This window comes from Ruegeria marisrubri (assembly GCF_001507595.1).
Taxonomy (GTDB): Bacteria; Pseudomonadota; Alphaproteobacteria; order Rhodobacterales; family Rhodobacteraceae; genus Ruegeria; species Ruegeria marisrubri.
The window spans coordinates 313,428-326,759 of the sequence record NZ_LQBQ01000034.1; the positions used below are offsets into that span (position 1 = coordinate 313,428).

The 13,332-nt window shown below is 62.3% G+C and carries 8 protein-coding genes, 1 tRNA gene and 2 pseudogenes; 5 read left to right on the forward strand and 6 right to left on the reverse strand.

Going from position 1 to position 13,332, the window contains the following annotated elements; genetic code table 11:
* Positions 1–10 precede the first annotated feature (10 nt).
* From AVO45_RS14045 to AVO45_RS14065, 5 genes are all read left to right on the forward strand, one after another.
* Positions 11–1,597 (forward strand): ABC transporter substrate-binding protein, encoded by a 1,587-nt coding sequence (locus AVO45_RS14045; RefSeq protein ID WP_068347987.1) that lies wholly within the window; start codon positions 11–13, stop codon positions 1,595–1,597.
* A 15-nt stretch (positions 1,598–1,612) separates the two neighbouring features.
* Positions 1,613–2,569 carry an ABC transporter permease gene (locus AVO45_RS14050; RefSeq protein ID WP_068347988.1) on the forward strand — a complete coding sequence of 319 codons (957 nt, stop codon included), beginning with the start codon at positions 1,613–1,615 and terminating at the stop codon, positions 2,567–2,569.
* Positions 2,566–3,381 carry an ABC transporter permease gene (locus tag AVO45_RS14055; RefSeq protein ID WP_068347990.1) on the forward strand — a complete coding sequence of 272 codons (816 nt, stop codon included), beginning with the start codon at positions 2,566–2,568 and terminating at the stop codon, positions 3,379–3,381. The genes AVO45_RS14050 and AVO45_RS14055 overlap by 4 nt, the downstream gene beginning before the upstream one ends.
* Positions 3,378–5,015, forward strand: a complete 1,638-nt coding sequence (locus AVO45_RS14060) for an ABC transporter ATP-binding protein (RefSeq protein WP_068347991.1) — start codon at positions 3,378–3,380, stop codon at positions 5,013–5,015. The genes AVO45_RS14055 and AVO45_RS14060 overlap by 4 nt, the downstream gene beginning before the upstream one ends.
* Positions 5,016–5,161: 146 nt before the next feature.
* Positions 5,162–5,998 carry an alkaline phosphatase family protein gene (locus AVO45_RS14065; RefSeq protein WP_068347993.1) on the forward strand — a complete coding sequence of 279 codons (837 nt, stop codon included), beginning with the start codon at positions 5,162–5,164 and terminating at the stop codon, positions 5,996–5,998.
* A 24-nt stretch (positions 5,999–6,022) separates the two neighbouring features.
* On the opposite strand, the gene AVO45_RS14070 is transcribed toward AVO45_RS14065, so the two are convergent.
* From AVO45_RS14070 to istA, 6 genes and pseudogenes are all read right to left on the reverse strand, one after another.
* Positions 6,023–6,949 carry an alpha/beta hydrolase gene (locus AVO45_RS14070; protein ID WP_068347994.1) on the reverse strand — a complete coding sequence of 309 codons (927 nt, stop codon included), beginning with the start codon at positions 6,947–6,949 and terminating at the stop codon, positions 6,023–6,025.
* An 11-nt stretch (positions 6,950–6,960) separates the two neighbouring features.
* On the reverse strand, positions 6,961–8,850 hold the full coding sequence (locus tag AVO45_RS14075; RefSeq protein WP_068347995.1) for an acyl-CoA synthetase: 1,890 nt from the start codon (positions 8,848–8,850) through the stop codon (positions 6,961–6,963).
* Positions 8,851–9,006: 156 nt separating this feature from the next.
* On the reverse strand, positions 9,007–10,827 hold the full coding sequence (locus tag AVO45_RS14080) for an ABC transporter transmembrane domain-containing protein (protein WP_068347997.1): 1,821 nt from the start codon (positions 10,825–10,827) through the stop codon (positions 9,007–9,009).
* A gap of 122 nt (positions 10,828–10,949) precedes the next feature.
* Positions 10,950–11,023: transfer RNA gene (locus AVO45_RS14085), tRNA-Gly, on the reverse strand.
* A gap of 329 nt (positions 11,024–11,352) precedes the next feature.
* Positions 11,353–11,804: pseudogene (locus AVO45_RS14090) on the reverse strand (transposase); the annotation flags it as partial.
* 64 nt (positions 11,805–11,868) lie between these two features.
* Positions 11,869–12,871 (reverse strand): annotated as a pseudogene (gene istA, locus AVO45_RS14095) (IS21 family transposase); the annotation flags it as partial.
* Positions 12,872–13,332 lie beyond the last annotated feature (461 nt).

The window sequence follows — 13,332 nt, forward strand, 5'->3', positions numbered from 1 at the left end:
GGAGACTTCGATGAACGACCAACTCAACCACATGGCAAGCCAGGTGACCGCTGGCAAGATGACCCGCCGCGAATTCATGGGGAAGGCGGCCGCACTGGGTGTTTCGGCTGCCGTGGCAAGCACCATGTTTGCCGATGCCGCGCGCGCGGCTGGCCCCAAGAAGGGCGGCGACCTGAAACTGGGCCTGCAGGGAGGGGAGTCGACAAACTCGCTTGACCCGGCAACCTATGCAAGCTCGGTCCCCTTCCAGAACGGCAAGCAATTCGGCGACCAGCTGGTCGAAGTGGCCCCCGACGGCTCGATCGAGCCGCGCCTGGCGGAAAGCGTCGAAGGCAGCGCCGATGCCAAGGTCTGGACCTTCAAGCTGCGTCAGGGTGTCGAGTTCCACAACGGCAAGACCATGACAAGCGAAGACGTGCTGAAAACCATGCAGCGCCACTCGAACGAAGACTCCAAGTCTGGTGCATTGGGCATCATGCGCGGAATCGAGTCGATGAAGGCCGATGGCGAGTATTTCCACGTCACGCTGAACGAGCCGAATGCCGACCTGCCCTATCTGATGGCTGACTATCACCTGATCATTCAGCCCGATGGCGGCATGGACAACCCCGGCGCGGGCATCGGCACCGGCCCCTACAAGCTGGAAGCCGACGAACCCGGTGTGCGCCACCTGTTCAGCAAGTTCGAAAACCACTGGAATGGCGATTTCGGACATTTCGACAGTGTCGAAGTCGTGGTCATCAACGACGCCACCGCCCGGACCGCCGCGCTGCAGTCCGGTCAGGTTCACGCCATCAACCGCGTGGAACCCAAGATTGCCGACCTGCTGGGCCGCGCGCCGAACCTGACGGTGCATTCGACATCGGGCCGCGGGCATTATGTGTTCATCATGCACTGCGACACGGCACCCTTCGACAACAACGATCTGCGCATGGCGCTGAAATACGCGATCAACCGCGAAGAGATGGTCGAAAAGATCCTGCGTGGCTACGGCTCGATCGGGAACGACATGCCGATCAACGCGGCCTATCCGCTGTTCGACGACACCATCCCGCAGCGCGAATTCAGCATCGAGAAAGCAGCCGAATACTACAAGAAGTCCGGCCATGACGGCTCGCCCATCATCCTGCGCGTCGCCGACGGCGCCTTCCCGGGTGCCGTGGACGCCGCCGCCCTGTTCCAGCAGACCGCCCAGCAGGCCGGTATCCCGCTGGAAATCAAGCGCGAGCCCAACGACGGCTACTGGTCCGAGGTCTGGAACGTTCAGCCCTTCTGCGCATCCTACTGGGGGGGCCGTCCGGTGCAGGACCAGATGTACTCGACCGCGTATCTGTCGACCGCCGACTGGAACGACACGCGGTTCAAGGTCAAAGAGTTCGACGACATGCTGTTCGCCGCCCGCGCCGAGCTGGACCCGGCCAAGCGCAAGGAGATCTACTCCAAGATGGGCCGCATGCTGCGCGATCAGGGCGGTCTGATCTGCCCGATGTTCAACGACTTCATCGAAGGCGTCAGCAACCAGCTGGCCGGATGGGAGTCGGACTCGACGCAGGAAATGATGAACGGAAACATGTCCCGCAAGATGTGGTTCGCTTAATCCGGAAACGAACGCATGCATCCCATTATCAAACTGGTTTCCCAGCGCCTTGCGCTGGGAATCCTTCTGCTGTTTGGCGCTTCGGCCCTGATTTTCGGTCTGACCGAAGCCCTGCCCGGAGACGCCGCGCAAGCCGTTCTGGGACAGTCCGCAACGCCCGAGGCGCTGGCCAATCTGCGCGAGGAAATGGGCCTCAACCGCCCTGCCCTGACCCGTTACTTCGAATGGCTGACGGGCATCGTGCAAGGTGACATGGGCACATCCCTGACCAACAAGCTCGACATCGCCGAGTCCGTCGGCAACCGTCTGGGCAACACATTGTTCCTGGCCTTCTGGGCGGCCCTCATCTCAGTTCCGCTGGCGATTTTCCTCGGCCTCGTCGCGGTGCGCTACCGGAACCGCTGGCCGGACAAGCTGATCTCGGCCGTGACGCTCACCACGATCTCGATCCCCGAGTTCCTGATCGGCTATGTGCTTGTCTATTTCATCGCGGTGAAACTGGGATGGTTCTCGCCGCTGGCGATGATCAATGACAGCATGTCGCTAGGTCAGAAGCTTTCGGCCATCGCGCTGCCGGTCGTCGTTCTGACCATGGTGGTTCTGGCGCACATGATGCGCATGACGCGGGCCGCGATCCTGAACGTGATGCAGTCCGCCTATGTCGAGACGGCGGAACTCAAAGGCCTCAACAACTTCAAGATCATCTGGCGCCACGCCTTTCCCAACGCGATCGCGCCGATCGTGAACGTGGTGATGTTGAACCTGGCCTATCTGGTCGTCGGTGTCGTCGTGGTCGAAGTGGTCTTCATCTATCCCGGCATGGGGCAATACCTGGTGGACCATGTGACCAAGCGCGACGTGCCGGTGGTGCTGGCCTGCGGCGTCATCTTTGCCGCCATCTACATCGGTCTGAACATGGTGGCCGACATCGTCTCCATCCTGGCCAACCCGAGGCTGAGGCATCCGAAATGAAGAATATCCCTATCTCTGCCTTGATCGGCCTGGGCTTTACGGCCCTCTACTTTTTCGTGGCGATCTTCGCGCCCCTGCTGGCCCCCTACGGGATGGCCGAGGTCGTGGGCGACGTTTGGGAGCCTTCGAGCGCCGAGCATCTTCTGGGCACCGACAATATCGGCCGCGATCTGCTGAGCCGCATGATCTATGGCGGGCGCACGACGATCTTCGTCGCCACGGCGGCCACGATCCTCAGCTTCGTGACCGGCTCGATCCTGGGCTTTCTGGCCGCCGTTCTGGGCGGCTGGGCCGATCAGGTCATGTCGCGCCTGGTCGATCTTGTAATGTCGATCCCGTCGCTGATCACCGCGCTGGTGGTTCTGGCGATGGTCCCCGTGACCATCCCGGTTCTGATCGTGGTCATGGGGCTGCTGGACGCCACCCGCGTCTATCGCCTGGCCCGCGCCGTCGCGGTTGACATCGAGGTTATGGACTATGTCGAGGCCGCCAAGCTGCGCGGCGAGGGTCATGGCTGGATCATCTTCCGCGAGATCCTGCCCAACGCACTGTCGCCGCTGGTGGCCGAACTGGGCCTGCGCTTCATCTTCATGGTCCTGTTCGTCTCGACCCTGTCCTTCCTGGGTCTGGGCGTTCAGCCGCCGCTGGCCGACTGGGGCGGGATCGTGAAGGAAAACAAGGACGGCATCGTCTACGGCATCGGCGCGGCACTGTATCCGGCCGTGGCCATCGCCACGCTGGCCATCTCGGTCAACCTGGTGGCCGACTGGATCCTGAACCGCACCACATCGCTGAAAGGAGGCCGGGGATGAGCGATACCCTTCTCAAGGTCCGCGACCTCAAGATCGGCGCGACCGTCTATCCGCCGGGCGAAAAACCCCGCGACATCGAGATCGTGCACGGGGTCAGCTTTGACCTCGAGCGCGGCAAGGTGCTGGGCCTGATCGGCGAATCCGGTGCCGGCAAGTCGACCATCGGGCTGGCGACGATGGCCTATGGCCGCGGCGGCGTAAGAATCACCGGCGGCGAAGTCTGGGTGAACGGGCGCGATATCCTGAAATCGTCACTCAAGGATGTCCGCAAGCTGCGCGGGGGCGAGGTGACCTATGTGTCGCAATCCGCCGCCGCCTCGTTCAACCCGGCCAAGAAGATCATGGATCAGGTGGTCGAAGCCGCGGTCGAGCAAAAGAAGTTCACCCGAAAAGAGGCCGAAGCCCGCGCGCGTGACCTCTTTGCCAAGCTCGGCCTGCCCGATCCCGACAACATCGGCGACCGTTACCCGCACCAGGTTTCGGGTGGTCAGTTGCAGCGCTGCATGACGGCGCTGGCGCTCTGCCCCGAGCCGGATCTGGTGGTGTTCGACGAGCCCACCACGGCGCTCGACGTAACCACCCAGATCGACGTTCTGATGGCGATCAAAGAGGCCATCCGCGATACCGGCGTCGCCGCGCTCTACATCACCCACGACCTGGCGGTGGTGGCGCAGGTGAGCGATGACATCATGGTGCTGCGGATGGGCAACATGGTCGAATACGGCACCACCGACCAGATTATCAACAACCCGCAGGAGGAATACACCCAGGCGCTGGTCTCGGTGCGTTCGATCGAGCACGAAGAGAAAGAGCCGACGCCAAACCCGCTGTTGAGCGTGGACGGCATCACCGCGCGCTACAAGGGGCTGAACTTCGACGTTCTGAACAATGTCACCGTGGACCTGCACCCGGGCCAGACGCTTGCGGTCGTGGGTGAATCCGGCTCGGGCAAGTCCACGCTGGCGCGGGTGATCACCGGCCTTCTGCCGCCGCGCGATGGCGAGATCACCTTTGCAGGCCGCAAGCTGTCGCGCGACTTGTCGGGGCGTAGCCGCGAGGACCTGCGCGAATTGCAGATGATCTATCAGATGGCCGACGTGGCGATGAACCCGCGCCAGACGGTGGGCACGATCATCGGCCGTCCGCTGGAGTTCTATTTCGGCCTGCGCGGCTCGGAAAAGCGCAAGCGCATCATCGAACTGCTGGACGAGATCGAGCTGGGTGAATCCTTCATCGACCGCTACCCGGCCGAGCTTTCGGGCGGCCAGAAACAGCGGGTCTGCATCGCCCGGGCGCTGGCGGCCAAGCCCAAGATGATCATCTGTGACGAGGTCACCTCGGCGCTGGACCCGCTGGTGGCGGACGGTATCCTCAAGCTGCTTCTGGACCTGCAGAAGATCGAGGACGTGGCCTATCTGTTCATCACCCATGACCTGGCGACGGTAAAGGCGATCTCGGATTCGATTGCCGTGATGTATCAGGGGCGCGTGGTGCGCTATGGCTCCAAGTCTCAGGTGCTGAGCCCGCCGTTCGACGACTACACCGACCTGCTGCTCAGCTCGGTCCCCGAGATGCACCTGGGCTGGCTGGAAGAGGTGGTCGCCCACCGCAAGATGGAGAGCGCGGGGCACTGAGCCTGCACCCAAAAAATCAGCAATCCCGGCGAAATGTCATGCGACAGACGCCGGGATTTCGCCTTTCAGGACACGAAATGACTGGTCAGGTTTTGGCAAAGCGATAGGCTCGACCGGACTCAGACACCGCGAACAAGGAGAGCGCGATGGACCGCAAACTGCTGCTGATCATTCTTGACGGCGTGCCATGGCGCAATTTCCGTCGCCTGTTCGGCAATCTCGAAGGCTGGGTCGACAGCGGCGAGGCGCGGGTATGGAAACACCGCTCGGTCCTGCCGTCGATCTCGGCCAGCTGCTATGCCTCGATCCACACGGGCGTGACCCCGGCCGAGCATGGCTGCACCGGCAATGGCAACGTCTTTCGCCTGCAGCACAAGGACATCTTCAGCCAGGTGCGCGAGGCCGGCGGCGTGACCGGGGCCGTGACCCACAGCTTCTGGTCACAGTTCTTCAACCGCCACCCCTTCGACTATGTCCGCGACATCGAATATGACGAGCCGGACAGCGCAACCATCAACCACGGCCGGTTCCACACCATGACCGGCTATGGCCACGACAACCAGATGACGCCGTCGGATGTGGACCTGTTCGCTACCCTGACCAACCTGTGCCTGCGCTACGGTCTGGACTACGGCATCCTGCACAGCTGCACATTGGACAGCATGGGCCACCGTTTCTATCACGACGCCCGCGAGATGGATCACGCCTGTTTCGTAGCGGACGAGATGCTGGCTCCCTTCATCCCCCGCTGGCGTCAACTGGGGTACGAGGTGATCGTGACGGCCGATCACGGTCAGGACGACCGGGGCCACCACGGCGGGCGCGGCGAGTTGCAGCAGGACACGGCGCTGTACTACTTCGGCGATGCCGAGGGGCCGGACGCGGGTTACGTCATCGATCAGTTGCAGCTGGCCCCGACCATCCTGAAACGCCTGGGGGCCCCGGTCGCCGAGACGATGAAGGCCGAGACGTTCCTGAACTGACGGCGCACCTTGCTGTGGCGGGGATCAGTCGTAGCACCAGATCCCCTGCCCCAGGGCCTCGATGGCGATGGTGATGCGTTCGAAACTGTCGCGGGCCCGGCCGACGGTCGTGCGGGCGCGCAGATAGCCGTGAACCAGCCCCTTTTCGTTCATCCAATGCGCCGTGCCGCCAGCCGCGAGGATGCGGTCACGGTAGTCCCGGCCATCGTCGCGCAGCGGATCACAGTCGGCGGTGAAAATGACGGTCGGCGGCAGGCCCGAGAAATCGGTGTCCTGCAAAGGCTCGTAGGTCGGATCGTTGGTGGGGGCGTCGCCGTCTCCGCAGCGCATCTTCTTGTAGTAAAGAACATCCTCGCGCGTCAGCATCGGTGCGTTGGCATGTTCAAGGTAGGACCCCTGATCCACATCCCCCCCGAGGGTCGGGTAGATCAGCACCTGTCCGAGTATGTTCTTCAGCCGCCCACGCGCATGATGCGCGACGCAGGCCGCAAGGTTCCCTCCGGCGCTGTCCCCGGCCAGAACCAGGGGGTCGCCGAATTCTTCCGCCGCCCAGACGGTCGCGGTCCAGCAATCCTCGAATTGCGCGGGGTGGCGGTATTCCGGGCATAGCCGGTAGTCGACCGCCACGACGCGATATCCGGTTGCCGCGCAGATCTCGGCGCAAACGTCGTCGTGGCTTTCCAGGCCCCCAAGAACGAAACCACCGCCATGGAAATAGACAACGGTTCGCGTGGGATCGCCCAGTGTATAGACACGGACCGGAACGCCATTCGCGCTCCGGTCCTCTGTCTTTATCTCTGCGGGATAGCTTTCCCGGAACTCGCGGCACATGGCGTCGTAAAGTCGCCGCTGCTCTGCGATTGGCAGGTCTACTGCGTCTTCCGGGTAGGATTCGGCTGTCCGCCCGATGAATCTCCAGGTTTCTTCGTCGATCAGGCGTTCATAATCCATTGCCCCTCCGCTCAGGCAGCCCACTCCCAAGGCCGGGTGAAGCTACCCAGAACCTTGTTCACATCGTCCTCGGAGGAGCCGTTCGCGTCAAGCTGCGCGACGAGGCCGCGTTTCTTGTCGTCGACCACCGAAACCACGCGGGCCGCGACGCCGGCCTGTTCCAGGGCTTCGTTGTAGACGCGGGTGATGGCCTGCTTGCGCAGCTCGGGCTTGAAGACCTTGCCCACGGCGGTCTTGGGCAGTTCGGGCAGGATCGTCAGGTGCTTGGGCTGCGCGGCGCGCTCATGCACGTGGATCTTGCAGTATTCCAGAAGTTCCTCTTCGGTCGCAGAGGCGCCTTCGACCAGTTCGACAAAGGCACAGGGCACCTCGCCGGCATGCGAGTTGGGCTGACCGATCGCCCCGGCAAAGGCCACGGCGTCATGCCCCAGCAGAGCCTCTTCGATCTCGGCCGGGTCGATGTTGTGGCCGCCGCGAATGATCAGGTCCTTGGCCCGGCCGGTGATCCACAGATACCCGTCCTCGTCGAAACGCCCCAGATCGCCGGTGCGCAGGTACTTGTCGTAGTGATAGAGATTCTTGTTCTTGTCGGGATCGGTATAGGTATTGCCCGCAAAGACACCCGGGTTCGAGATGCAGATCTCGCCCACCTCGTCCACCGCGCATTCCTGCGGCCCGTCGGGTCCGTCCTTCAGGATCTTCACATCCGTGTAGGGGAACGGGATGCCGATCGAGCCGATCTTCTTCTCGCCGTCCACCGGGTTGCACGAGACAAGACAGGTCGCCTCGGTCAGGCCGTAGCCTTCGACAATGGTCACGCCGGTTGCCTCCTCGAAGCGGCGGAACAGTTCCACCGGCAGCGGGGCCGAGCCGGAAAACGCCGTCTTGACCGTGGAGATATCCGCATCCACCGGACGCTGCATCTTGGCCGAGATCGCCGTGGGCACGGTGATGATGAAGGTGACCTTCCAGCGCTCGATCAGCTTCCAGAAATTGTCGAACACGCCGTCGCCGCGATAGCCGGCAGGCGTCGGGAACACCACATGCGCGCCCGAGGCCACGGCGGCCATCACGATCACATGGCAGGCAAAGACGTGGAACATCGGCAGCGGACACATGATCGTGTCCTTTTCCGAGAACAGCAGCGTGTTGCCCAGCCAGCCATTGTAGATCATGCCGGAATACTTGTGCTGCGCCACCTTGGGCATGCCGGTGGTGCCGCCGGTGTGGAAATAGCAGGCAACCCGGTCTTCCTTGCTGTCCTCGAAGGTCAGGGTCGTGGGCTGTTTGGCCAGTTCCTTGTTGAAATCCAGGTAGTCCGCGTGGGCCAGATGTTCCTTGTCTTCCATTTTCGGGCGGACGAATGGCACGATCCACGACTTCGGCGGCGTCAGGTAACGGTTCAGATCCACCTCGAGCACGGTATGCACATTCGGCGCGTGACGCACGGCCTCGGCCACTTTCTGCGCGACGTCCGTCTTGGGGAAGGGTTTCAGCGTGACCACGACCTTGGCATTGGTTTCCCGCAGGATCGCGGCGATCTGCTCGGGCTCCAGCAGCGGGTTGATCGGGTTCACGATGCCCGCGACAGCGCCGCCCATCAGGGTGATCAGCGTCTCGTTCGAGTTCGGCATCACATAGGCCACCACGTCCTTTTCTCCGACGCCAAGCGAGCGGAACAGGTTGGCGGCCTGGTTGACCTTGCCCAGCAGCTCGGACCAGGTCAGCGTCTCGGCCTTGTCCTTGGGGCCAGAGAGAATCTGGAAACTGACGGCCTTGTGGTTCGGGAATTTCCCTGCCGTCCGGGACAGCAATTGATGGAACGTCACCGGCAGGTCACGCTCCTCCCACGGCATCTCTGCTTCGATACGTGCCTTGTCTTCCAACCCCACAAAAGCCATGCGGTTCCTCCCCTTATGCGGTCCCATCGACGCGGACCGTTCTGTCCGCTCCAAGATGAGAGCAAATCCTCGTCTGTGCAAGCGAGGGCTTAATGGGCGGGGTGAGGATTGTGTAGAATGACGCTGCGACGAAAGTCAGGGTGCCGGAACGTCAACTCATTCCGCGGCGACCCCGTCGGTGAACTGCAACCGCGCCAGACGGGCATACAGGCCCCCTTCGGCCACCAGGTCGGCATGGGTGCCCTGCGCCACGATGCGGCCTTCCTCCATCACCACGATCCGGTCAGCCTTTTTCACCGTCGCAAGACGGTGGGCGACGATCAGCGTGGTGCGTCCGGCGCTGAGCTCATCGACCGCGCGCTGGACCGCCATCTCGCTCTCGGCATCCAGCGCCGAGGTTGCCTCGTCCAGCAGCAGCACCGGCGCGTCCCGCAGAATGGCGCGCGCGATGGCGATACGCTGTTTCTGACCACCCGACAGCATCACGCCGCGCTCTCCGACGAAACTGTCATACCCCTCGGGCAGCGCCGCGATGAAATCATGCGCGGCGGCGGCGCGGGCGGCCGCCTCGACCTCGGCGTCAGAGGCGTCGGGCCGTCCGAAGCGGATGTTTTCCCGCGCCGAGGCGGCAAAGATCACCGGGTCCTGCGGCACCAGCGCGATATGGCGGCGGAACTCGGCCCGGCTCAACTCGCGCAGGTCAATGCCGTCCAGACTGACCTTGCCCGCGTCCGGGTCGTAGAACCGCTGGATCATCTGGATCACGGTCGTCTTGCCCGCCCCCGAAGGGCCGACGAAGGCCACGGTTTCGCCCGGCTCGACTTTCAGCGTCACATTGTCCAGCGCCGGAACCTCGGGGCGCGAGGGATAGCGGAAGCTCACCCCGTCGAATCCGATCTCACCGCGCACCGGCTGCGGCAGCGCCTTGGGGTTGGCCGGGTCGTTCACAGTGTCTTCGGCGTTGAGAAGCTCGACCAGCCGCTCGGTCGCGCCCGCCGCACGCTGCAACTCGCTCCAGATTTCTGACAGCGCCGCGACGGAACCGGCCATGATGACCGAGTAGATCACGAACTGGATCAGCGTGCCTTCGGTCATGTTACCGGCGCGCACGTCGTTGGCCCCCATCCACAGAACGCCGACGATTCCCGAAAACACCAGGAAAATCACGATGACCGTCAGAACCGCGCGTGTCTGGATACGCCGCAGGGACACTTCGTAAGAGGTCTCGGTGACCTCGGCGAACTGCGCCCGGCTGGCGTCCTCATGCGTAAAGGCCTGCACGGTCTGAACGGCGCCCAGCGCCTCGCCCGCATTGCCCGACGAGGCGGCGATCCAGTCCTGGTTCTCGCGGCTGATGGCGCGCAGACGGCGCCCCAGCACCAGGATCGGCACGATGACCACCGGAATCAGCAACAGCACCATCGCCGTCAGCTTGGCCGAGGTCAGCAGCATCAGAACCAGCCCGCCCAGGAACATCAGCATGTTCCGCAAAGCGATCGAGGCGGACGAGCCCAGAACCGACTGGATCAGCGTGGTGTCGGTGGTGATCCGGCTCAGGACTTCGCCGGTCATGATGCGTTCAAAGAACTCCGGGCTCATCCCGATCACGCGATCGAACACGGCCTTGCGGATGTCGGCCACCACCCGTTCGCCCAACCGCGTCACCAGCGCATAGCGAATCCCCGTTCCCACGGCGAGAATCGCCGCGATTCCCAGCGCCGCCAGGAAATACAGGTTCAGCAACTCACCGTCTTCGATTCGGAAATGATCGACCACGCGACGCACTGCCAGCGGCAGGGTCAGCGTCATGCTGGCGGTCAGAACAAGTGCAAGCAGGGCGCCGATCATCAGCAGGCGGTAGGGCTTCAGGAACGGCCAGAGAGAGGCCAGAACGCTCATATTTCTGGACCCGGCCCGCTCGTCACTTGCTCCGGGTGCCGCGGATGTTGCCGCGTTGGCGGATTTAGATCTTGCCATGTCAGGCCCTTGCATTCTGGTCTCCAAAGGTTGCCCGCTTCATGGCCTCCGCACGCCGCGGGGTCAAGGACAGCGCCCCTCAGCGATGCATGAAAAGTCTATTTGACGCAATTTCCGGAGACTGGAGCGGGCGGCGGGAATCGAACCCGCGTCATTAGCTTGGAAGGCTAAGGTCTTACCACTACACAACGCCCGCTCAGTGGAACCGTGACGTAATTCATTGCTTGTAGGGCGTCAAGCCCGTTTCCTGTCGCGAGACAACTTCCAATTCCGCCTCAGTTCGGCACGACGCGATGTTGGCGGTCGCGGGATGTTAGCAGCCCTATCCGGCTGATCAAAACCCCTCAATGCCAATTTGAAAGTAACCGCCCGATGTCCGTCGTCAGAGTTTTTCGGAATGCTGAGGCATTTTCGTAACGGAGGCTCTGGTTCGGTTTTTGTTTGAGTTTATGCGGCAGCGGCTTGGTGCTGCAACCGGCGTTTTCTGATTGTCTGTTTCTTGATCTCCTCGCTCATTTTCAGGATCTTTGCGCTCCCGTTCAGACGGTCGTGCAGGTTGGAACGGGACATGCCCAGGGTCTCGGCAACCGTCTTCATGCCAAATCGTCCCGTTTGAGCGACCGCGCAAGCAAGGTCGGTTTTTTTGACCGGCTCTTTTCCAACGCCTCCTTGAGGATCTCGTTCTCCAGCGTCTTGCGACCGAGCTGGCGTTCGAGTTCGCGGATGCGGGCTTCCATCTCGCGGACGGTCTTGTTGCTGGTCACGCTGTCGTCTCCGGTTACAGCGATACTACCCCCTTCGAGCATCAGTTTGCGCCAACGATACAGCAGATTGGGCGCCACGCCATTGCGACGGGCAACGGCAGAAAGGCTTTCGCCGTCAAACAGGGTTTCTTCCACGATCCGCAGTTTCTCAACCGCAGACCAACGACGACGGCGGCCGCCATCGCTGATGATTTCAATCTCAGACATAAGCATGGGCTTAAGGCTATCCTTAAGCCTCCTTGGTCAGGCCAAGGTGTCCGGTCGAATTAGGGGCCAGTTCAGATACCGATGCAGGAACCGCGTGGAATCCATCGAACGGGCCGACGTAAGGAACAAGGCTCGGGCGCTCCTCTTCGAACACCTCCCAGATCGTTCGGTCGCGCATCTCCGGGTGCCTGTTCGCCTTCGCATAATCCCGGCACCGGTCTTCCAGCCAGGCGTTCAGTTCGGCATAGGATTTGAACTTCGGACGCGGCACGAAGAACCGCCGCCGGATTACGCCCATCTGGTTCTCGACTTGTCCTTTCTCCCAGCCCGAGGCCGGGGTGCAGGGCCGTTCATTGAGGCGCCATTGGTTCAAGCCCAATGGACGGCGGGTCGACCAGGTAATGGCCGCACATCTGCTGGAACCGCCGGTTATAGGCGCGATCCTTGCCGACGAAGATCGCATCGACCGCCGTCTTCATGTTGTCGTATATCCCCCGGGCGCAAGCACCGCCGAAGAACGCGAACGCCTTGTCGTGGGCGTCGAACACCATCTCCTGGGTCTCTCTGGGATAGGCCCTCACGCACGGCATCCGGCTATGGCTGAGGCGCACATGTGCCACCTTCACTGTCGTGGTAGCGCCATCGATCACGACAACTTCATGGCTCCAGTCGAACTGATAGGTTTCGCCCGGATCGAAGCTCAGCGGCACATAGGCAGCGGCGGAGGCTTCCCGGGTCGCTTTCGACCAACTCGCCGCATAGCGCCGAACGGCATCATAGCTGCCGTCATAGCCCCGGTTGCGCAGCTCCTCGTAAATCCGGACCAGGGTCAGCCGCTGGCGCTTGGGGTGCCGGGCGTTCTCGGCCAGCATCTCATCCAGGTCGAACCGCCAGGGATCGATCTTGGGCCGGGGCTGCGTGGACCGGTCATAGCTGAACTCGGTCGCGCCCGACCGCACCACCTTGCGCACCGTATTCCGCGACACCCGAAGTTCCCGACAGATCTGCTTGATCGACTTCTCCTGGATGAAATACGCCCGCCTGATCTTCGCAATCGTCTCCACGACCAACATCCCCAACTCGCTCCCTCAAATCCGTCGAGGAAGCTTCTGAAACGAATTTTCAGGGGGTCACTTTTGGACGCCGATTACCCCAATACAGGGGACAATTTTGCATGCCGGTCCACAACGATCGCGATGTTCGACCGCCTCAAGGAGGGATCGACCCCACTTCTGAACGCCGTGTCCCTGTTGCTGATGCTTGGCTCGTCGCTACTCGCCCTGATCGTGATCGCCTTTCAGCGCCGCGGGTGAAGGACGATGCTCGGGCTGGCCGAAAACTGCCTCAACGCCGCTCGATACCAGTTGACGTCATGCCCGCAGCCGCCCGGAAACGAATCGATATACGGCAATCTGTCCAAGAGCGCCCGCGCGCCGATGGCGTCGCTGACCTCTCATGCGATGACGAAAAGTCTGAATGGGAAGCTTTGGTTGCCGCAGACGGCGTGCAGCTTTGTCCCACCCGGGACATTGTT